Annotated in this window: 10 protein-coding genes; 9 read left to right on the forward strand and 1 reads right to left on the reverse strand. The window is 40.0% G+C overall.

Features of this window, described 5'->3' with window-relative positions; translation table 11 throughout:
* The first annotated feature begins 6 nt into the window (after positions 1–6).
* The 4 genes from J5A74_07855 (at position 7) to J5A74_07870 (ending at position 16,056) form a co-directional block, all read left to right on the forward strand.
* Positions 7–6,951: an N-acetylmuramoyl-L-alanine amidase family protein gene (locus tag J5A74_07855; GenBank protein ID QUI95294.1), complete on the forward strand. Its 6,945-nt coding sequence runs from the start codon at positions 7–9 to the stop codon at positions 6,949–6,951.
* 17 nt (positions 6,952–6,968) lie between these two features.
* Positions 6,969–11,744, forward strand: a complete 4,776-nt coding sequence (locus tag J5A74_07860) for a hypothetical protein (protein ID QUI95295.1) — start codon at positions 6,969–6,971, stop codon at positions 11,742–11,744.
* Positions 11,745–11,935: 191 nt separating this feature from the next.
* Positions 11,936–13,852 carry a DNA gyrase subunit B gene (locus J5A74_07865; GenBank protein QUI95296.1) on the forward strand — a complete coding sequence of 639 codons (1,917 nt, stop codon included), beginning with the start codon at positions 11,936–11,938 and terminating at the stop codon, positions 13,850–13,852.
* An 8-nt stretch (positions 13,853–13,860) separates the two neighbouring features.
* Positions 13,861–16,056: a DNA topoisomerase 4 subunit A gene (locus tag J5A74_07870; protein QUI95297.1), complete on the forward strand. Its 2,196-nt coding sequence runs from the start codon at positions 13,861–13,863 to the stop codon at positions 16,054–16,056.
* A gap of 190 nt (positions 16,057–16,246) precedes the next feature.
* Here J5A74_07870 and J5A74_07875 read toward each other — a convergent pair whose 3' ends face one another.
* Positions 16,247–17,422: an IS110 family transposase gene (locus tag J5A74_07875; GenBank protein QUI95298.1), complete on the reverse strand. Its 1,176-nt coding sequence runs from the start codon at positions 17,420–17,422 to the stop codon at positions 16,247–16,249.
* Positions 17,423–17,724: 302 nt separating this feature from the next.
* On the opposite strand from J5A74_07875, the gene deoD reads away from it, so the two are divergent.
* The 5 genes from deoD to J5A74_07900 all read left to right on the forward strand — a co-directional run bounded on the left by deoD (position 17,725) and on the right by J5A74_07900 (position 23,595).
* Positions 17,725–18,441, forward strand: coding sequence for a purine-nucleoside phosphorylase (gene deoD / locus J5A74_07880; GenBank protein QUI95299.1), 717 nt, complete (start codon positions 17,725–17,727; stop codon positions 18,439–18,441).
* 209 nt (positions 18,442–18,650) lie between these two features.
* Positions 18,651–19,736: an aspartate-semialdehyde dehydrogenase gene (gene asd / locus J5A74_07885; GenBank protein ID QUI95300.1), complete on the forward strand. Its 1,086-nt coding sequence runs from the start codon at positions 18,651–18,653 to the stop codon at positions 19,734–19,736.
* Positions 19,737–20,633: 897 nt separating this feature from the next.
* The gene (locus J5A74_07890) at positions 20,634–21,251 is read left to right on the forward strand and encodes an IS607 family transposase (protein ID QUI95301.1); all 618 of its coding nucleotides are present in this window, start codon (positions 20,634–20,636) and stop codon (positions 21,249–21,251) included.
* The gene (locus J5A74_07895) at positions 21,248–22,423 is read left to right on the forward strand and encodes a transposase (GenBank protein ID QUI95302.1); all 1,176 of its coding nucleotides are present in this window, start codon (positions 21,248–21,250) and stop codon (positions 22,421–22,423) included. Before J5A74_07890 ends, J5A74_07895 begins: the two co-directional genes overlap by 4 nt.
* A gap of 176 nt (positions 22,424–22,599) precedes the next feature.
* On the forward strand, positions 22,600–23,595 hold the full coding sequence (locus J5A74_07900; protein ID QUI95303.1) for a galactose mutarotase: 996 nt from the start codon (positions 22,600–22,602) through the stop codon (positions 23,593–23,595).
* Positions 23,596–23,598 lie beyond the last annotated feature (3 nt).

Consider the following 23,598-nt stretch of genomic DNA (forward strand, 5'->3'; position numbering starts at 1 on the left):
TGAACATTGAAAATTAAAAAGAGAAAACGCGTAAAGCAGGCAACCGCCTTAGCCCTGTCAGCGGTAATGGCGATGAGCGGCCTGCCGTATGTACCGTATTTGGGCGCCAATGTTGCATATGCAGCAACAACATTGGAGAATAACATTGCGAGTAATACTGGGGAAAGTAGTAATACAAAGTATGTATATGGTCATGCAGATGATACCACAAATGGTTCATCTTCATCAGCTGGTGGTGTCCAAGGCCTTTATTCACCAAATCAAAATTCGTTTTACTTGGAACTTAATAGAACACCAGGAACATCAGCAACACCAGGATCAGTAAATGCATATGGCCAGGTACTGTATCAACAGGGGGGGAATACCAATTATTTCCAAACAAGGTATGCCTTTGGAAAGCCAAGTGATGTAGATGGAAATAATCTTATCTCACCTAAGTTGAATTATTCAGGCACTGGTGAGATTACAGGCTTTACGGTAGATAACAGTATTGCTAGTCGTATTCATGAAATTTCAGGAGCACAAAATGGTGTACCATCTATATTGAATATTCCAAATGATCCTAGTGGACATCTTGAAGTTCGGCAGACGGTTTCACCTTCTAAAGATAATGAATATATAATGCTAGAGTATACAGTGTATAATGACAGCAGTCAGGTTACAGATTTTACCATTGGAAATGAAGCTGATACAGCTTTGATTAAACATGATAATAACCCTATTGTTGTCAGTGGAAAACAAAGCTCAGGCTATGAAGGTGTACATTTTCATGCAACGGGTGGAGAACCAGGAGGTACAAATTTAGGCGGTGGCCATGTATTTTCAACTTTAGATGTCTATACAAAGCTTCCAACAGATCCAACAGTTACTATGCAGACGAGGGATAATTCAGATCCTAGCCGTACAGCTGTTTGGGCAGGTCAATGGTCAACAAATGGATATAGTCCTTCAACTGCGATTCAAACCGCACTGTTTATGTTCACAGGAATGGAAAAACCAGTGTTAATGCAAGATGGTGATTCAGCAGTAGCTTTTTCAGCATATTTTAATTTGCTGCCACATGAAACAAAAACGGCAAAATTTGCGATTGCAACTCGCCAACATGTGTATTATGCGGCACCACAGCTCACAGATCAAGGATTGGATACAGGATATATGGCAACACCGGTAACCAGAAAAACTGGTGCTGATGCAGCTAAGTCCACTATAGAAAGAGTTTTAGATAAGACTGCGGCAGATAATGGTGGTCTAAATAAAACTCTCTATATCATGATGCAGGGTGACGAAGAGATTGGGAAGACCATTGACATTCCAAGTGGATATAATGTTGTTATTATGTCGGCAGACTATAATACACCACAAAATTTAGCATCTTCATCGCCATCATATAAACCAGCTGGTGGAGTAGCGATGCAATATTCTTATGGGCCATCTGTTCCAAAGGCTAATTCTACTACCTATACACTGAAACGTAAGGCAGGATTTGATGGGCCATTATTTAGTGTAAAAAATGGTGGTACTGTTAAGTTTATGGATATTAATCTTGATGGTCGGAATGTTCCAGCTACCAAGCCTATGATTGATGTGGAAAGTGGTGGAACTTTAACATTGGCTACAAAGGCTAGCATTACAAATGCAAATACATCAGCTACAGAGGGTATGCCAGCTGCAGTTAATGTGGCAGGCGGAGCCAAGGTGGATATGTATGGATCTAGTATCCAAAATAATATTTCAGGTAAGAAGGCTGGTGCGGTAAAATTAGCAGATAACAGTGCTAATTTTACAGTTAGTGGAACAGTTAATATTACAGGAAGTAAGGATGCTGCTGGATCTAATGCCAATGTTTATCTGGATGGAGCAGCAGCGGCTTCAGGTGCTTTTATTAAAACAAATAGTGATGGATTAAATTCAGATTCATCTATTGGTGTTTCCGTTGCATCTGGTTTGATTCCAACAGAAATTAGTCAAGGATATCCTGTTGTAAGACCAACAGGTGGTTCTTCTTACGCAGTATCTAACTTTATTGGAGATGCAGATACCCTACCAGTAACAGATTATGTTGCAAGCCACACAAGTAGCATGGGTGGTAATGAGGTAGCTAATAATTACTATGTGGAGTCAGAAAAGTATACAATTTCTGTTCAAGTAATTGATGAGACAGGTCTTACGGTTAACCTAGGTGGACCAGCGAATCCATTGATTGCTACAAGTTTTGGATTTACTGCAGGGGCTATTCCAGCAGGTTCAGATATTGATTATACATATCCTACTTCTCTTACAGGTTTGAGGGAATTTGTAGAGTATAAAGAAGGTGTAACCCCAGGTGTAGGAAGTGTAATGAATGAGACCAATGCAGCGGGAGCAGTTGTTTCTAGTATAGATTTCAATAAAGATGTTGCTGGAACAAAGCACATCAAAGGAAAGATGCCTAGAAAGAATGTTATTGTTACTGTAAAATTTGCTCCTCAAATGGCAAATTACTACTTTGATGCACAGGGTGGACTTATACCAGGTGGTGTAACACATAAGAGTGAGCCAGCTAGTGGAACATCTACTACACTTGGTCAGATGCCAACACCGAGCAAGGGAGGAATGACCTTTGCAGGATGGTTTGAATATACAGATTCTGATGGTGATCATGTGTATAATCCAGCACTTCCAGCGGAGGCTGCTTCTGTGTCTACATCAGCTGTAACAGGTTATCCAGCACCTGGAAATCACACAAAGACATATTTTGCAAAGTGGGTTCCAGATACAACACCATATACTATTCAGAAGATTTATGAGAATGTAAATTCTAGCTTGCCATTGCATTTTGGTTCAGAGTTTGATCCAAGTACATTTGTAGTTAATGGTAATATTCAGCCAGCAACTTCACCTGTAATTCCAGGATATACATTCCAATTTGGTGCGGATACACCTTCAGGTGGTACATTCACAGCTACAGGTGCAACTACGGCAAATTATTTAAAGACATCTGCACCGGCAACAAATGCTAGCTTGACCTATCGTCATAGAGTAGATCCAACACAGCCACCATTTACACTAAATGTTGTACATGAGGTGATGGGCTCAGGAATTACTTTGGGAAGTCAAACACTGCAAAAGAGACCAGAGCAACCAATCAATGTAGCAAGTCAGACTTATCCAGGATATACATTTGATCATGCAGCGATTACAGCAGGTGGCTCACAGGTAGGATATCAGCTTGGTTTAGATGCAAGTCAGGGACTGTTGACGAATACAAATTATGTGAATGATGGAAATCTGACAGGATTTATGCCTAACCAAAATGTTACGGTCGTTTACTACTATAGACCAGACAGTGCTTCAGCTGTAACAAGAAGATTTATGGCTGATGGTGTGGCAATCTATGCAGATAGTAATGCATTTGCACCAAACTCAGCAATCACAACACCATTGGCAGTGCCAACAGCTGCAACTACAGCAGCAATGTATGGATATATCTATAATCCAGCACTTCCAAATGCATTGACATTAAACCCATCTGGTGCTTTGACTGCGGATTCAGCAGGTGCTTTGACAGGAACAATGCCAGCCAGTGGTGGAGTTCGTGCAATCTATAATCTCGACAGAGATCCAGCAAAGTGGCAGAACTTAAACTTTGACTTTGTCAACGATGGTTCTTCTAACTTTGCAACATTGAGTTCTCATGGACCAATCAGTGTACTCACAGATGATGGTGTAACAAATGGTCACGAGAACGCAATGCAGTTTAGTGTAATTAAGAATCTCAACGGATTCCCAACAGTAACACCAGACAACTACCATATGGTACAGGGATGGTATTACGATCAGGCAGGTACACAGCCAATTACAGATGCAGATCGTTTGGCAACAGATCCATCTGGATCAAGAACAGTTTATGTAAAGGTTGTCGAAGATCCTAGCAAGTGGGTTGATGTTAACTTTGCTTCATCTGATACTTCAAAGGGTACATTGACATCAGCAGGTACAAATGTTCCAGGTGGTACACCACAGCATCTTCACTACGACTTAGCATGGAGTAGCCTTGTTCTTCCAACAACAAATCCTATTGCTAACTACGAGTTGAAGAATTGGACATCACCAAGTGGACAGGTTGTTCAGCCAAGTGATATCGTTGTTGCAGGTACATATCTTGCAAACTTTGGTAAGGTAGATGCAACATGGGGTCTTAACCCAGGTGCATTTGGTGCAAACGGAAGAATTGGTGACAATGGTCAGGGTACAATTACTGTTACAGGTACAACACCAGGTAACCGCTATGTAATTACAGATCCTGATAACAATATTATTGCCGTTGTTGATGGACCAGCAAATGGAAGCGATATTCAGGTTCCAAATGTAATTCCAGGTAGAACTTATAATGTTGTTGAGGGCGGACCAGATACACAGGCAACTGTAGGTCAGCCAGGAACTTCTGTGACAGGAAGTAACATCTCTAGTCCAAAGCCAGTTATGATTCCAGCAATTGGTGATAACAGAAATGTCGGCGTGGATCCTAATGATACAGATAGAGCACAGATTGTAATTAATCCAGCAGATCCAGATGCAGATTACGCATTGATTGATTCAAATGGAAATGTTGTGCCATATCCAAATTCAGATAATGGTTGGTTGACACCGGTAGGATCTGGACCAGCAACCGTGACATTTAATAACTTAAATCCAGGTGATACATACACCGTTGTTGCTCGTCGCCATGGCAATCCAAGTGAGACACCAACTGGAAATCTTCCAGCAGGTGTACCAGTTGTAGCTAACCCTGGTGATATGGTTGATATTCAGAATTACACCATTAAGACAGTTACAAATGCTGTTGGTGGAAATGTAGGAATTACGAGCGTGGATACAAACTCAGTTAATACTACAGATTTCAACACAGCGAAGGGAACTTCAACCTTTACACTTCATGCAGATCCTACAGATGGTGCAGGTCATGCATTTAAGTATTGGTTAATTGCCAATGGTAGAATTCCAGGCGTAACAGCAAAGATTACAAGCAACGATTACACAGGTACTTTGGATAGAAGCAATGTTATCTTTGAAGCTATCTATGATGTGCCAGCAACAGATGCTTTTGGCAATCCAATTGCACCAGTTTCACAGGAGAATAGAGGCGGAGCAGCAGACGGTGAGTTTGCTATGGACGCAAGTCAAATCTCCGATATTCAGAACAACTTGACCAACCCTACTGACCAGAGCTTGATCAATGTTAACCATGCCGATGTTCGCTACAAAGTTATCTTTGATAAGAGAAATGCAGAGAACAACGAGGTACAGGCTGTAAAGAATGTACCATCTCAGGTATGGGTTGATCACCCAGGTGCATTTACAGCAGGTTGGGCACTTGATGTCAAGGAAGAAAGATATGTCGATGGAAGATTAGTACAGAATGCAACTCCATCTGATGCACAGGTCAATGTCAATGTTCAGTTGGCAAGTCAGGATACAGATATGCTTGACTATGAAGTTTGGGATCTTGGTCCTACAGTAGATTCTACATGGACAAAGATTGCAAATCCTACCTATACATCACAGATGAGCGTTGTTGAGGATGTAGCAAACAACGGTGGACTTCTTTCCTTCGTTGGAAATCTCAACCATACTTATGTCCTTGTTTACTCAAAGACATTTAAGTTGAACTTCATCGATAACAATCCTACAAAGGATCACCTCTATCTCGGTGATACAACCAGAAACTTCTTTAAGAAGATTAAGGTGAGAAAGAAAGACGCAGTTGATGACAGCTGGTACACATCAGACTATGCAGTTGTTACAGGATATGCAGATGGTGCAACAGCCAACACCTTGGTAACTCCATTTGATGATATCTATGGTACAACCCATACTTATGTGAACTGGTCAAAGAAGGATATGCCAAACAATATCTCTATCTTCGATCCATCAGCTGAAGTAACAAGAACAATGAATGTCTATGCTTACTACGATAACAACAGACCTCAGGTACAGCAGGCAAGAAAGGATTTGACAAGCTTAATTGGTCAGGCCAATGACCTTGTTGGCGATCCATTCTTAAAGGCTGGTGAGGCTGAGAGATTGCAGGCAGCCATTGCTGAGGCACAGAATGTTCTTGATCGTATCCGTGGAAGACTAGAGAATGGCACAGATCCTCTTCGTATGGCAAATTATCCAGAGTTGCAGGCAGCAATTGACGCTCTCCGTGCAGTGATGGATGATCTCTATGGACATTCTAACAGAAGAAGCGATCGCTTCAACCAGAGAAATAATGGTGCAGGCGGTGGCTCAGGTTCATCAGGACGTGGTGGCGGAAATGTTTCTGGTACACCACTTCAGGGAACAAGATATGTAAGTATGCCATTGCAGAACACACCACAGATTACATTTACACTTGGTGTAGATGGAGGCTGGAAGATCAATCCAACAACCAATCGTTGGGGATTCTACTTAAATGGTGGACTTCCATTGAACAATAGATGGGGAAGAATTGATTATGTCAATGCAAACGGACAGCCTGTTACCGATTGGTACAGATTTGATGAGCAGTCAAGCCTTGTTACAGGTTGGTACTATGACAAGGATGACAAGCAGTGGTATCTGTTAAATCCTAAGGAAGGTTCCGATCAGGGCAAGATGATCAGAGGATGGTACCTTGATACCACAAAGAATAAGTGGTACTTCTTGAACAGAGACAATGGTACCATGATGACTGGTTGGTATCATGATCCAAGTGATGGCAAGTGGTACTTCTTCGATCCAACAACTGGTGAGATGTACACAGGTTGGGCTAAGATCAACAACAAGTGGTATTTCTTTAATCAGTTTGCAAGCGAACCAACATGGAGATTAGAGAATGATGTTTGGGTATATAACAACAACAATGTTCGCCCATTTGGTTCTTTATATGTGAGTGAGACAACGCCAGATGGTTACACAGTCAATAGCAATGGCGAGTGGATCAACTAGGCATAAGGAGGAAACAATTGAAAAAAGCAAGATTTAAGAAAGGAATTTCCAATTTGCTTGCTGCTACCATGGTTGCGACTATGGTAGCACCGGCTCTGCCGGTTTACGCAGCAGGAGGCATTAATTTGGATATAGAGTCACTATTTCCAGGTGTATTTAATGCTACTGAAAGGGCAACTTTTCAGCTTACAGGAACTCCAGGAGCTTCCACCCCAGTATTACCTGTACAAACAGATGGATCTGGTAGAAAGTTATTGCCATTTCTTCAGGTGAATGGCTCAGGATATAAGCTTCATGATTACAATGGTATGTTGGCAGCTAAGGGTATTAGTTTAAGTGATTATAGTATTGATGGCTGGTATGAGGGTGATCAATCTAGTCTTTCACCTAGGTATTTTTATCCTAGTTATTTCCCAGCTGTAGACACTGTGTATACTGCTAGAGGAACAGGTGCAGGTAATCAGTATATTGTAAAGACGCAGTTGAATTTACCAAGTGGCACTTCTATTTATATGGGAGATTTAAGCCCAGCTTATGCAGATGTGCACTCAGGTTCAGCATTTTCAAAAGCAGCAAGTCGAATTGATGGATTTGAAGCAAGTAGTGGTACTATTAGTATGTATAAGGTTGCAGATGCTGACAAAAGTCCGACAAGAACATCGGTTGTCACTCCACCTGCAACAGTTCCATTTAGTACGACAGCAGATCCTGGTGCTTTTCCAGATGCCTTTGCATGGAATGCAACGGATAAGAAGGTAAGCGGTAGAATGGTACCAAGAGATGTAGCGATTGATTTTACTTATACAGCTGATACAAACAAAAAGCAGCCGATTGTAGTAAAAGATGTTGTAGTAGATGCAGCAGGTCATCAGCTATCTAGTACAATTCGATCAGCGAATTCTTATTATGCTAGCGAGACGATTCCAGCAGGAGCTGTTGTTCCAAATAATGATATGATAACCGCTCCGTCAGGTTCTCCAGCAGGTACAGAGCCAAGATTTATATTAAAGAGACAAGCGCCTGGAACAGTATCAGATCCTATAGAAAAGGCGAAGATAACCAAATCGGGTACAACGAATGAGTTGAAGACATTAGCAGAGTTAACTGCAACACCAGACGTTTCTTGGATTGGATTTATGACAGGTGATAATTTGCATGTAAATGCTACCAGCAATGAGGTCACAGGTAACATGGTTAACTATCCAGTTGATGTTACTTATACCTATATGGTTAATCCAAATTATCAGAAGTCTGTGGACATTGTGTATAAGGATGAACTGGGCAATAATATTACAGATAAGGTTGTTGCTGCATTAACAGCAGCTGGTACAACAGTTGGAACTGTTCATGGAGCGACAACTGCTACAGGTGGTGGACTGTATGAAAGCAATCATCATTTGATGTATGATTTGGATCGTGTTGCTTCAGGAGGAGGAAATGGAAATTATTTGATTCCAGCCCCAGTGCTTAATGGATATTTGAGTACAGGAACAAGAATACCAACGATGACAATTAAAAATGCGAATCCAGCAGGTGATGGTTTCACTAATACATCAGCAGGATGGACAGCATCGACACCTTCATTCCAAGTTACATCATCCGTGGCAGCACCACCTAATAACCTTGAGATTCAGGTTACCTATAATCTTGATCCGGATGCTGTGAAGAAAGTTCGCTTGAGCACAAAGGGTGGTGGTAGCTTAGTAATGGCAAGTGGTAGTCAGTATATTCAGGGTTCTACAGGTCAAATTGAAAGTGTTGCAGAGGACTTTACAGATAACAGTTATAAGATTGACCAACCATTTATTTCTAACTTGGCAACTCCAACACCAGATTTAGGTTATACCGTAGGATCTTGGGAACGCAAAGATGCTAGTGGAAACTGGGTTCCATTTACACCATACGCTGGAACAGGTGCAGGTATTGCCCAGACAGACATTCCTAGTAGCCCTGGAGATACAATCGATTTGAGAGTTTCATTTGATGCAAATCCAGCAATGATGAACACTTATACATTTACATCAAGTGATCCAAACTTAAATTACAGTTTGTTGAACACATCACCAGTGACCAATATTCAGAATCAGACAACAGTTACAATGTCAAGAACCGATGTTGATGCAGCATCCAATGCAAGTACAGTGACAGCAAATGCAGGTTACAGAGTTGGTTGGTTTGATTCTCATGGTCAAGAGATTGACTTTAATACTGGCGATATTACACATATGAGTGGCGAGACATTTACAGCAAGAGCTGTACCAACAACACCTCTCAATGCGTACACACCAACAGGAACTGGACAGTTAGATGACACAACAGGAGCACCAACTATTCAGGTAGATACAGGTACTCAGGCGATTGACCCAAGATTGAACTATGTAGTTACAGATCCAAGTGGAAATGTAGTTACTGTTATTCCTGGTTCAAATCTTGCAGGAGATAATGGTGCAATTACAGGACCATTTACACCAGGTTATCCATATAACATCTATACTTATGATCCAGCAACAGCAGGAACTCCAGTAGTGACGGGATCACCAATTCCAAGTACAGTGACAACTTCAGCTCCAGGACAAGTGGTTATCCCAACAACAAATCCACAGGGATCAACCAGTGGACCAAGACCAATTGTAGCTCCAGATAATTCAAATCCTGGAACAACAAGTATTACAGTTAATCCAACAACACCAAATACAGATTATCAATTGCTTGATCCTTCAGGCAATGTGGTTGCACCTTGGACAACACCAACAACACCTGGTGCACCAGTGACATTTGGTGGATTGGATCCTAATACGACTTATACAATCGTAGCTAGAACAACAGGAACAAACGATCCTGGATATCCAGCTAATGGTACCCCAGTCAATACAGCAGTCTTGACACCAGTACAAAGTGCTCATAAGGTTATGTTCCAAAGTGTAATGCCACCAATGAACATTAAGGTTGGAACACATTCAGGTCTATCACTGAGTGATTTAAATAGTGTTGATCCAGGAACTCGTGTAGAAATTACAGCAAATGGAATTGATAGCACAACAGCACCATTTAATAACTTCTCTAGATTTACATATCCATCATCTATTACAGATGATGCAGCAGCAAATGATGTGATTAGTTTCTTGATGCCAAATGATGATGTAACCATTGTTGCACACTATACTGATCCAGGTGTCATTATTTCTACAGTGGCTACGCCAAGTAGTGCGACAGCAACAGATACAGGAGTTCTCTATGATGGCGATCAGCATACAAGCGGTGATGCAGGTGTATTCCCAAGCATCACAAGCAATGCACCAGCAGGTATCTACAGACTTTATGTAGAGAAGAGAACAGCTACAGCAGCTGAGGAAGCTATTGGAGCAGCAGGAGAGAGAAATATCTATACTCCTTCATTTGTTGTTACTCCAGTTGTTCAGGTATATAATCCAACAACAGGCAACTGGGATCCATACAATGGTACTGTAGGTGATATTACATTGACATTGGATACAGGATCAACGAATACAACTGATGGTTACACATTGAAGGATATGAATGGAAATGTAGTAAGCACAGGTGTTGACTTTAATTCAACAAATAGTGTTTATCCAGGATATTTCACATTGTCAAACTTCGTCAATGGTCAGAGCTATATCTTTGGATCTACTCGCACAAGAAGACATAATGTCATCTTTAAGAGCAACAAGGATTCATCTTACTCAAGATCATTTGTCGTAATGGATGGAGATGTACTGAGTGCAAATTCAGCAAGACAGGCTACATATACAGGCGACATCGCTTCAATCCGTGCAAATGGTGTTGATGCCGGTGGCGTTGATATCAATGGTGTGACATGGACATACAGAGGTCTTTCAACTTCTGCAACATCTTATGTACCATTTAATGACAACGATGCAGTATTATCTGATACAACTGTTTATATCTACTTTGATAGTGATGCTCCATTGAGAGCAAGCACAGCTACAGCTCTTGGCAATGCCATTACAAGAGCACAGGGCATGGTTAATGCGAGAAACTTAACGATTGCAGATGAGGCTAGACTTCAGGATGCCATCAACAGAGCAAATGCAATTCTTGCTCAGACATCACCAAGAAAGGCTTCAACTCCAGAGTTACAGGCAATTCTTGATGAGATCAACCGTTACTTAGGCGTTCGCCCAATCATCAGCGGTGGTGGTGGCGGCTCAAGAGGCAGCTCAGGTGGTTCAGGCGGCGGCTCAGGTAGCAGCAGCGGAGTCATCAACACTCAAGCAAATGTTCAGGCTGCAGGTGCTTACCGTGTAGGCGTAGATGGTGACTGGGAGTTAGTTGACGCAGCAAATCATAAGTGGGTATTCAACTTAAAGAATGGTACTCGTGTAACAGGATGGCAAAAGCTTGCTTATACTTATGGTAATACCACAAGAACAGAGTGGTATCACTTTGCAAGTGACAACATCATGGATCACGGCTGGTTCTTAGATCAGAATACAAACAGATGGTATTACTTATCTGATGTTCATGACGGATTCTTCGGCCATATGGTTGAGGGATGGCATCAGGACGATCAGGATGGAAGATGGTATTATCAGAACCTCAACTCTGGTGAGATGCTCCTTAACTGGCAGCACATCGGAGATGCTTGGTACTACTTAAATCCATACAACAACGGACCAACATGGTTCTACAACAATGCAACTCAGACTTGGGATTACTCAAATAACAGTGACAGACCTTATGGTTCACTCTATGTTAATGAGACAACAAAGGATGGTTACAAGGTAGACGAGAATGGTCGTTGGGTTAAGTAATCCATAGATTTCAGTCTTTGAGAATAACTCGGGCGGGGAGAAATCCCCGTTCGGGTTATTTTTTTGTCTATAATTAGAACTTATGTTCGATTTGCTTGACTTTTCCTTTGTCTACTCGCTATAATTGAACTTGCAAAGAGAGAGGCAAATCGTTTATAATATCCGATACGCTTTTTAAATTGGAGGATAGCATGGGAAAAAATTACGACGCAAGTAGCATTATGATCCTAGAGGGATTAGAGGCTGTGCGAAAGAGACCAGGTATGTATATTGGTGGGGTGGGCACGAAGGGGCTAAACCACTTGATTTATGAAATTGTAGATAATTCTGTCGATGAGCATTTGGCGGGATTTTGCAGTTGTATATGGGTGACTTTGGAGGCCGATGGCTCCTGTACGGTCAAAGACAATGGGCGAGGAATTCCAGTGGAGATGCACAAAAAGGGAGTTTCTGCAGAAAGAATTGTGCTTTCGACCTTGCATGCGGGCGGAAAGTTTGACAATGAAGCTTATAAGACCAGTGGAGGTCTCCATGGTGTGGGTTCTTCGGTGGTCAATGCTCTTTCAGAAAAATTGTATATTGAAATTAGCCGAGGGGGTAAGGTCTATGCCGATAGCTATGAGAGGGGAAAACCAACGACAGAACTGATTGATGGAATGATTCCAGTGATTGGAAAGACCAAGGAGACAGGCACAAAGATTAATTTCTATCCTGATGCAGAGATATTTGAAAAGATTTACTTTAAGGCGGACTGGTTAAAGTCAAGGCTGCACGAGACCACCTATCTCAATCCAAATCTGACCATTTACTACGAGAATAAGAGAGTGGGTGAGGAGGAAAAGATCACCTATCACGAGCCAGAGGGCATTGTTGCCTATGTGCGTGACCTCAATCGCCAAAAGGAAGTGGTGCATGAGCCAATCTATATTCGTGGCAAGGCCGACGGAATGGAAGTTGAGGCGGCGATTCAGTTTGTCGATGCATTTGAGGAAAATATCTTGGGCTTTTGTAATAATATCTTTACTCAGGAGGGCGGAACACATATTGTGGGGTTTAAGACCAAGTTTACACAGATGATCAATGCGTATGCGAGGGAGTTAGGGATACTGAGGGAAAAGGATGCAAACTTTACAGGGGCGGACACAAGAAATGGAATGACGGCAGTGGTGGCCATTAAGCATCCAAATCCCATCTTTGAGGGGCAGACAAAGACAAAGCTGGCCAGTGCCGATGCGAGCAAGGCGACGGCAACCATTATTGGTGATGAGCTCACAAGATTTTTTGATCGCAATGTTGAAATCGTCAAGGCGATCATTGGTTGTGCTGAAAAGTCAGCAAAGATTCGAAAGCAAGAAGAGAAGGCAAAGACCAATATGCTCACCAAATCAAAGTTTTCTTTTGACTCCAATGGAAAACTTGCCAACTGTGAATCAAAGGATCCATCGCAGTGTGAGATCTTTATTGTCGAGGGAGATTCGGCAGGTGGCTCGGCAAAGACCGCAAGAGATCGAAGGTATCAGGCGATATTGCCGATTCGAGGAAAGATATTGAATGTGGAGAAGGCCTCGATGGATAAGGTGCTTGCCAATGCAGAGATTAAGACAATGATTAACACTTTTGGCTGTGGATTTTCAGAGGGCTATGGGAATGACTTTGATATCAGTAAACTTCGCTATGACAAGATTGTCTTAATGACGGATGCGGATGTCGATGGCAGTCATATTGACACGCTATTGCTTACCTTTTTGTACCGCTTTATGCCAGAGCTAATCTATGATGGACATGTGTATATTGCAATGCCACCACTATATAAGGCCATTCCAAAGCGTGGTCAGGAGGAGTATCTCTATGACGAAAAGGCATTGGCCAATTACAGAAAAAAGCATGGCGATAACTTTACCTTACAAAGATATAAGGGACTGGGAGAGATGGATGCCCAGCAACTTTGGGAGACGACACTTGATCCAGAAAGGCGACTACTAAAGCGAGTGGAAATTGAAGATGCGAGACTGGCGAGCGAAGTGACTGAATTATTGATGGGTGGAGATGTCGCACCGAGAAGAGAATTTATCTATCAACACGCCAATGAGGCGAGTATAGATTTATAGGAGAGGCTATGGCAGAGAAAATATTAAGAACGGAATATTCAGAGGAGATGCAAAAGTCCTACTTGGACTATTCAATGAGTGTCATCACCTCCAGAGCGATTCCAGATGCAAGGGATGGCTTAAAACCAGTGCAAAGGCGTGTGCTCTATGATATGAGTGAGTTGCACATCAATGCCGATAAGCCACACAGAAAGTCGGCAAGAATTGTGGGCGATACCATGGGTAAGTATCATCCCCATGGAGATTCTTCCATCTATGAGACATTGGTCGTATTGACGCAGGATTGGAAAAAGGGAATGCCCTTGATTGATGGGCATGGAAACTTTGGCTCAATTGAGGGCGACGGAGCAGCGGCCATGCGCTATACGGAGGCCAAGCTCACAAAGTTTACACAAGAAGTCTTTTTAAAGGATCTGGATAAGACTGTGGACTTTGTTGCCAACTATGATGAGACAGAAAAAGAACCTGCAGTTTTGCCAGTGCGCATTCCTAATCTCTTGTTAAATGGAGCAGAGGGCATTGCCGTAGGTATGTCCACTTCGATGCCACCACATAATTTGGCAGAAATTTGTGATGTCTGCATCGCCTATATCCGAAATCGTCTGATTAGTGTCGAGGAATTGATGCATATTATGCCAGGACCTGATTTTCCGACGGGGGGAATCGTTGCCAATCGCTCGGATTTATTGGATATCTATCGCACGGGAACGGGAAAGATTAAGCTTCGAGGAAAGATTGAGATTGAGCTTGGAAGAAGAAAGAGCGACAAGGACAGGTTAATTGTCACAGAAATTCCCTATACGATGATTGGTGCGGGATTAAATAAGTTTTTACAAGATGTGGCGGATCTTGTGGAGAGCAAAAAACTTCCTGAAGTGGTGGATATTTCCAATCAGTCGGACAAAAATGGTACACGCATTGTCCTTGAGTTGAGGAAGGATGCTGATATTGACCGTGTCAAAAATATGCTCTACAAAAAGACGAAGTTAGAGGATAGCTTTGGGGTAAATATGCTGGCCATTGCACAGGGGCGACCAGAGACATTGAATCTTTTGAGTATTTTGCAAAATTTCCTTGATTTTCAATATGAGAATGCGACAAAAAAGTATAATATTCTTCTGGAAAAGGAGATCGAGAAAAAGGAAATTCAAGAGGGACTGATTCGGGCCTGCGACTGCATCGACCAGATTATTGCCATTCTGAGAAAGTCAAAGAATATCTCACTGGCGAGGGAGAGATTGATGGCAGAACTTGAGTTTACACAGCGTCAGGCACAGGCTATTTTGGAAATGAAGTTATATAAGTTGATTGGTCTTGAGGTGGAAGCCCTGTTAAAGGAGAATCGGCAGACACTAAAGAATATTAAAAATTACACCAAGCTTTTGCAATCACAAAAGAGTATGGACGAGGTTTTGATTGCTGACTTATTAGAGATTAAGGAAAAATTTGGCAGACAAAGAAGAACTAGCCTAGAAGATGCCAAGGAAGCTGTAGTTGTGGAATTGCCAAAGGTGGCACAAAAGATTGTCTTTGTCATGGATCGCTTTGGCTATGCAAAGACGATGGATTTTGGTCTGTTCGAGAAAAACCGTGAGACCGTGGAGAGCGAATATAAGTATGTGGTTCCGATGATGTCAGATGACAAGGTCTGTATATTTACCGATTTGGGGCTTTTGCATCAGGTGAAGGCAGAAAATATTTTATCGGGAAAATTAAGAGATAAGGGGATTCCTCTGGACAATCTTTGCAAGTTGGATACAAGTAAGGAAGAAATTCGCTTGATTGCATCCTTTGCTCAAGTTTCTGATGAGGAAAAGCGATTACTTTTTGTGACCGAATGGGGACTCATTAAGCAAATCGACGGAAAGGAATTGAGCACGAATAATCGCCAGGTAGTGGCCACAAAGCTTGGTGAGGGCGATAAGGTGTTGAGTGTTCGTCTAGTCAGCACAGATAGTGGGTATGAGGAAGTGATTCTTGTCTCCGATGGGGGATATATTGTCAAGTTTCCACTGATTGCCGTCAATCTCTATAAAAAGACCTCTAAGGGAGAAAAAGCAATGCGTCTTTTGGAGGGAGAAAAGTTAGTGGCTATGTATCTACTTTCGGATGGTGATATTGTCAAGATCCATGGAAAGCCAGTCAATCTATTGAAATTAAAGCTGAGTAACCGCAATGATCGTGGGACAAAGCTGAAGGGATAGAAGGAGAACAAGAGAGTAGAAAGACTAACTATTAAAAGTCAAGCCCTAAAATGATATTTTTTAAATAAAGTACAGAAATGTATTTTAGATATATTCGGAATACAGTTAGAGCTCCTTGCACTTTGAAAACTGCATGACAAAAAGAGCATCATGATAGGTGCATGAAAAAGGAGTATTGAATTAGAGTTAATTAAGCTACTTTAATGTATTGCTGATTCGATTTTACAAGATGATAAATAACTCGAACCAGTTTTTTGACGGCATGAGATATTGCAACATTATAATGCTTGCCTTCAGCTCGTTTCTTGGTAAGGTACCTGGCAAATGTCGAATCCCAGTGGCAAACATACTTGGCAGCATTGTACAGAGCATATCGTAAGTATTTGGAACCTCGTTTTTCCATGTGGGAGTATGCTGAGTCAAGCTGCCCTGATTGATATGTTGATGGTGAAAATCCGGAATAAGCCAAGATTTTATCAGGAGAATCAAACCGACTGAAGTCGCCAATCTCGGCAATGATCATAGCGCCCATACGATAGTTGATACCTGGAATACTGAGAATTGGAGAATTAATTTCATCCATGATAATTTTGATTTCATTTTCGATTTCATCAATCTCAGAAGCAAGTTCCAGTATCAACTTGATGGTGTGTTTTAGTTCAAGAGATTTGGCTGGCATATTTGAGCCGATAGAAGCCCTTGCAGCTTCCCTGAAAGTTATGGCGGTATCTTTACCATATCGACCTTTAGATGCATCTGAAAGAAGATTTGTAAGTCTGGTAAGATGTGCACCAGCTACATATTTAGCCCCGGGAAATTCAGAAAGCAATGCATAAATGGATGTCATATGAAGTGTTGGTACAAGTTTTTCTAATTCAGGAAATAAGATACAGACCAGTCTTGAAACGGAAGTTTTTAGTTTGGCACGTTCTTTTACCTTATCAAAACGATAACGAGTTAATGACTTTAATTCTTCGTTGTGGTAAGATGTATCTGAGTAGGACTTCAAGTTCACATCAGACATGAGCATGTAAGCAATCGTGCGGGCATCTACTTTATCCGTTTTCGTGAGTCTAAGGCTTAGACTTTTTCTGTACAGATTTGTATGTAACGGATTGATGACATAGGTGGTCAGACCTTTATCAATGAGATAACCTAAAAGATTGTAATTATAGTGTCCGGTAGCTTCCAGTCCTACTTTTACTTTTGTTATATCTTCCATAACAGATTCTATTCTTTGGTAAAGGTCATTGAAACCATCTTGACTGTTAGAAATGGTAAAAGCTTTAAATAATACTTCTCCATTAGAGTTTGTGATAAAGCAATCATGCTTATCCTTAGCGACATCAATTCCTACATAAATCATAATAATCTCCTTTAAAATGTATTTGATACTGTTTTAGAACCACAGGGACTCCTTGCGATTGTAGCCTCGTTCTAAATAAACCGTCATGCGGTATCTAACTGATTAACAAATGAGCAAAGAGACTGTGGTTGGGGCCTTTCTAAAACCATCAAGTGGTAGGAGTAAATAACCAATCCACAGTATCTTATATATCATAGTCGAACCTACGGAAGAGGTAAAGAAAAGACTATGACTTAATAGTTATAAAGACCTTGGAGAGGGTCTCTAAAAACTACTACTATATAATACGAGGAGAGAAAGATATGGATAAAATTCCGACACCACATATTGAAGCAAGAGAAGGAGAGATTGCAAAGACCATCCTCTTGCCAGGAGATCCTTTGCGTGCAAAGTTTATCGCCGAGCATTTTTTAGAGAATGTCAGGCAATTTAATCAGACCAGGAATATGCTCGGTTTTACAGGAACTTATCAAGGGAGAGAAGTCTCTGTGATGGGTACAGGAATGGGTTGTCCATCGATGGGAATTTATTCCTATGAGTTGATTCATTTTTATGGGGTGAAGAATCTCATTCGCATTGGAACAGCGGGTGCGATGAGTCAAAAGGTAAAAGTGAAGGATATGATTTTTGCTATGGGCACCTGTACAACATCAAATTTCCCATCCTTAATGGGACTTCCAGGTCAATTTTCTCCTCTGTGTTCATTTGAGTTATTACAAAGAGCAGTCACTGTAGCAAAAAGGCTAGGCATTGACTATCATGTGGGCAATATTCTCACTTCGGATATGTTCTATGCACCACAAACAGAAAATAAAGAGGGGATGACATGGGCAGATATGGGGGTGCTGGCGGTGGAGATGGAGGCCGCAGCACTCTATACCAATGCAGCCGCAGGGGGAGCCAATGCCCTTGCGATTCTCACCATTAGTGATGACAAGGAGCGAGGCGAGATGACGAGTGCAAGGGAGAGAGAGACTACCTTTACCAATATGATGAAGGTTGCATTGGAGTTGGCATAATCTTATGGTAGACCATAGAAGAAAGATATAGGAGTGATAGATGCTTGTTATAAGAAAAGACACTTAAACTTTGAGTGTCTTTTCTACAAAAACAACTGTCTTTTCTATGCGAAAAAGTACTTGCATTTTTTTTGAAATTGTACTAAGATAAGCCGTAAATGCAAGAAATTGCAAAAATAATAAAGATAGACAGAAACGAGGACAGGAAAATGGATAAGAAATTACGAGTTGGCGTTCTTGGTGCAACTGGAATGGTTGGACAGCGCTTTTTAAGTTTATTGGAGAATCACCCTTGGTATGAGGTTGTTGTTGTGGCCGCTAGCCCAAACAGTGCAGGAAAAACTTATGAGGAGGCTGTTGGTGGTCGCTGGAAGATGACTACACCGATGCCAGAAAAGTTTAAAAAGCTGGTTGTAATGAATGTCAATGAAGTGGAGAAGGTAGCTGCACAGGTTGACTTTGTATTTTCAGCAGTGGATATGAGTAAAGATGAGATTAAGGCCATTGAGGAAGCCTATGCAAAGACAGAGACTCCAGTTGTCTCAAACAATAGTGCACATCGCTGGACAAAGGATGTTCCAATGGTTATCCCAGAGATTAACCCAGAGCATTTTGCTGTGATTGAGTCACAGAAAAAGCGTCTTGGCACAAAGAGAGGATTTATTGCGGTAAAGCCAAATTGCAGTATTCAAAGTTATGCTCCAGCACTGAGTGCTTGGAAAGAATTTGAGCCATATGAGGTCATTGCTACGACTTATCAGGCAATTTCCGGTGCAGGTAAGACATTTAAGGACTGGCCAGAGATGGTAGAGAATGTCATTCCTTACATTGGTGGTGAGGAAGAAAAGAGCGAGAAAGAGCCACTTAGAATTTGGGGCAAGGTAGAGGGCGATGAGATCGTGCCTGCATCTGAGCCAAAGATTAGTTGCCAGTGCGTTCGTGTGCCAGTACTCAATGGTCACACAGCAGCAGCATTTGTAAAGTTTAGAAAGAAAGTGACTAAGGAGCAATTGATTCAAAAGCTTGTAGAATTTAAGGGACTTCCACAGGAGTTGAATTTGCCAAGTGCACCAAAGCAGTTTATTCAGTACATGGAAGAGGACAATAGACCACAGGTAAAATTGGATGTTGACTTTGAACATGGCATGGGTGTGTCCATTGGTAGAATTCGCGAAGACAGTATTTATGATTGGAAGTTTATTGGTCTTTCACACAATACACTTCGTGGTGCAGCAGGTGGAGCACTTCTTTGTGCAGAGCTTTTGACGGCTCAAAATTACATCACAGCAAAGTAGGATGAAAGAAGAGAATCCCTGGACTGTTTGTGGTCTTGGGATTCTTATTTATGTGGATGGAAAATAAAAAGAAGTGCAAAAAAGCCAAACTGCCTTTTCGCACTTCTTTCCAGCTATGTTCTAAGCATTATATTGTTGATAATTCATTCTAAGCAATATATGTAATTTTAGAACAACGATCAAAAGTAAAGGTAATAATATAACTACACATGTGATAGTTTCAATATAGAGAATTACGATCATGGATGTCTGTATATGCAACGAGACATGAAAACAGACAATGAACGTAATCCTACAATAGCGTTTTCGCGTTGCTTCAATAATATACTCTAACTATATATAATCACGTTCAAAATGAGATAATTCTGTTATAATCAATCAACTACATAACCAATATAACTCTAACTTTGCATTTTTGTCACCCCGATAGAAGTTGATATCACATTCTGTGTATAACACAGAAATAATTTTCTGCTACAATACAGACAAGGATTCCTTGCTGTGGCACTCAGACCTCTATAAAAGGGGGCAAAAATACAGTGTTATTCTCTCTTGGCTTAACAGTCAACTAGGATCTGGAAATTGTTCAAAGAACTTTTAGATCGAACTAACACGATATGGAGTATAGCATTTTTTAATAAAAAAATCAATAATATTTTATTTTTTATTCATTATATAGTCAAGAGTGGAGAAATTTTTAAATGTGGCGAAAGAATCTTTTAAGCTGAATAAAAAAATAGGATTTTTGTCAAAAGTTGTGGTAAAATCTAAGAGTGAAGGGGGCTAACAACTGTTAAGAATAATTTATAAAAAATTATAAATATGTGTTGATTTTTATAAGTTTTAATGATAAAATAAAATATAAATATTGAAAAGGAGGCTTTAAGAACTTTAATTATGAGTAAATACTATTCTATCAGAGAATTTTCAAGAATTTTAGGAGTATCAGCCCAAACACTTAGAAATTGGGATGCAAACGGTAAACTTCATCCACATCATGTGTCTAGTAATGGATACAGATATTATTCTCATGAACAATTAAATCAGGTTATGAATATAAAATCTGATTTGAATAGAATTGTCATTGGATATTGCAGAGTTTCAAGCAATAAACAAAAAGATGATTTAGAAAGACAAATAGAGAATATGAAGCTGTATCTAAATGCTCAAGGGAAACCTTATGAAATAATTTCGGATATAGGTTCTGGAATTAATTATAAGAAAAAGGGTTTAAGAGAATTAATCAAACGTATATCTCAGCATGAAGTGGAAAAAGTTGTAGTTCTTTATAAAGACAGATTATTAAGATTTGGATTTGAATTAGTTGAATATGTTGCAAGTTTATATAATTGTGACATAGAAATAATTGATAATACAGAAAAACCAGAACAGCAAGAGCTTGTAGAAGATTTAGTTCAAATTATCACAGTTTTTAGTTGTAAATTACAAGGCAAACGTGCTAATAAAGCTAGAAAATTAGTAAATGAATTAATGGAGGTTGACAGTGAAAAATGATAAAATCAATAAAAATCAGACTATACCCAAATAATAAACAGATTACTAAACTATTTCAATATGCTGGATGTGCGAGATTTGCTTACAATTGGGCTATTACAAAGGAACAAGAGAACGATAAGCAAAAAAATAAATTCTTATCGGATAATGAATTACGAAAAGAATTTACACAGCTAAAGAAACTGCCAGAGTATAGATGGTTAAATGAAGTAAGTAATAATGTAACAAAGCAAGCAATCAAAGATGCTTGTAATGCCTATAAAAAATTTTTCAAAGGGCAATGCAAATATCCTAAATTTAAAAGTAAAAAGCATTCAACTCCTTCTTTTTATCAAGATACTGGTAAAATTCAGTTTACAGATACTCATGTAAAAGTCGAAGGATTTTCAATGAGTAAAAGACGAAATAAACAAAAATTGAATTGGATTAGACTTTGTGAAAAAGAAAGAATACCAATTAACTGTAAATACTTAAATCCACGCTTTACATATGATGGATTGTATTGGTATGTATCCATTGGAATTGAAGTAGATGACAATAATAATCTTCCATCAAATGATGGTGTCGGAATTGATTTAGGTATTAAAAACTTAGCAGTTTGTTCTGATGGAAATACTTATAAGAACATAAATAAAACACAAAAAGTAAGAAAAATAGAAAAGAAAAAACGCAGGTTACAGCGTTCAATATCAAGAAGATATGAGAAAAATAAGAAAGGAGGCAGTTATTGTAAAACAAGTAACATAATAAAAAGAGAAAAAGAACTTTTAAAAGTAATAAAACGATTAACAAATATTCGTCAAAACTACTTACATCAGACAACATCTGAAATCATAAAGCGAAAACCAAGTTTTATCTGTATGGAAGATTTGAATGTAAGTGGAATGATGAAAAATAAGCATTTATCCAAAGCAGTACAACAACAATGTTTTTATGAATTTAGAAAGCAGATTGAGTATAAGTCTAACTGGAATAATATTTCAGTCATTATAGCAGACAGATTCTTTCCAAGTTCTAAACTATGTAGTTGTTGTGGAAATATTAAAAAAGATTTGAAACTGTCTGACAGAATTTATAAATGTGAATGTGGAAACATCATAGATAGAGATTTTCAAGCAAGTTTGAATCTAAAGCAGTATGGAGAGAATGTTTTAAAACAATCTGTAGTGTAACACTTTAAAGTTATTACAGATATGTACCGAACGTTAATCGGGAATTGACGCCTACGGAGAGTACAAGAACTTGTAATTAGTATTTGAATTTATTCAGTATGAAAGCATACTCGATGAAGTAGGAATGAAACATAAAAGTTTATTAGCTTTTTATAAGTTTTCAGTAACGGAGCAATATGGCAATTTATATAAAAGAATTTGGAAAAACGAGAGAAGGTAGAATCGTAAAAAAGTATGCGATTTCTAATGCGAATGGAGTGAGTGCATCATTTTTAGACTATGGTGCGATCTGGAAAGAAATGCTTTTGCCAGAAAAAGAGGGGTATCACAATGTCGTGCTCGGATACGACAGCATGGAGGAGTACGAAAAGGACAGGGCACAGATGGGAGCGATTGTCGGGCGAAATGCTGGGCGAGTGAGTGATGGAATGTGTATGATTCAGGGAAAATTATATTCCTTGGAAAAGAATGAGGGAAAGAATAATCTTCATTCGGGACCAAAGTATTGGGGAAAGAGAGTATGGGAAGCAAGCGTAGATGAAAAAAATAATACAGTCAAATTTTTCTTAGATAGCCCAGATCTCGATCAAGGATTTCCTGGAAATGCAAAAGTCTGTGTGAGTTACACATTGACAGAGGACAATGGTGTAAAGATCCACTACGATGTAGTAACGGATCAGCCGACCATTTGCAATATGACAAGCCATGTCTATTTTCATCTATCGGCAGATTGCGATGTCTTAAAAGAAAAGGTTTGGATGGATGCAGATTACTTTTTGCCAAATGATTATGATTTGTTGTCGATGGCAAGGCTTTGTTCGGTAAAGGATACCGCAATGGATTTTACCAGGGAAAAGGAAATTGGAAGGGATATCAAGAGTCCATATACGAAAAGAGAAAATGGCTATGACCACGCTTGGATTATCAATGATTGTAATCTCGAAGTAAAGAAAGTGGCGGGGGCAAAAGATCCTGTGAGTGGGCGAAAGCTTACGGTATGGACAGATTTACCAAGTATTCAGTTTTATACAGGAAATGGCTTGAGTGGAAAGTTTAATGCCCATAGTGGGTATTGTTTTGAGACAGAATTTGTTCCAAACTTGTCTCACACAGCACTTTTACTTCCAGGAGAACATTTTGATAAGACGACCATCTTTTACTTTGAGTTTTAAGGA

It is taken from the genome of Lachnospiraceae bacterium oral taxon 096 (assembly GCA_018141845.1).
Taxonomy (GTDB): domain Bacteria; phylum Bacillota; class Clostridia; order Lachnospirales; family Lachnospiraceae; genus F0428.

Excerpts from the sequence above, each read along its gene's own strand:
- J5A74_07865 (QUI95296.1), top strand. The coding sequence starts at position 11,936 with ATGGGAAAAAATTACGACGCAAGTAGCATTATGATCCTAGAGGGATTA.
- J5A74_07870 (QUI95297.1), top strand. The coding sequence starts at position 13,861 with ATGGCAGAGAAAATATTAAGAACGGAATATTCAGAGGAGATGCAAAAG.
- J5A74_07875 (QUI95298.1), bottom strand. The coding sequence starts at position 17,422 with ATGATTTATGTAGGAATTGATGTCGCTAAGGATAAGCATGATTGCTTT.
- deoD (QUI95299.1), top strand. The coding sequence starts at position 17,725 with ATGGATAAAATTCCGACACCACATATTGAAGCAAGAGAAGGAGAGATT.
- asd (QUI95300.1), top strand. The coding sequence starts at position 18,651 with ATGGATAAGAAATTACGAGTTGGCGTTCTTGGTGCAACTGGAATGGTT.
- J5A74_07890 (QUI95301.1), top strand. The coding sequence starts at position 20,634 with ATGAGTAAATACTATTCTATCAGAGAATTTTCAAGAATTTTAGGAGTA.
- J5A74_07895 (QUI95302.1), top strand. The coding sequence starts at position 21,248 with ATGATAAAATCAATAAAAATCAGACTATACCCAAATAATAAACAGATT.
- J5A74_07900 (QUI95303.1), top strand. The coding sequence starts at position 22,600 with ATGGCAATTTATATAAAAGAATTTGGAAAAACGAGAGAAGGTAGAATC.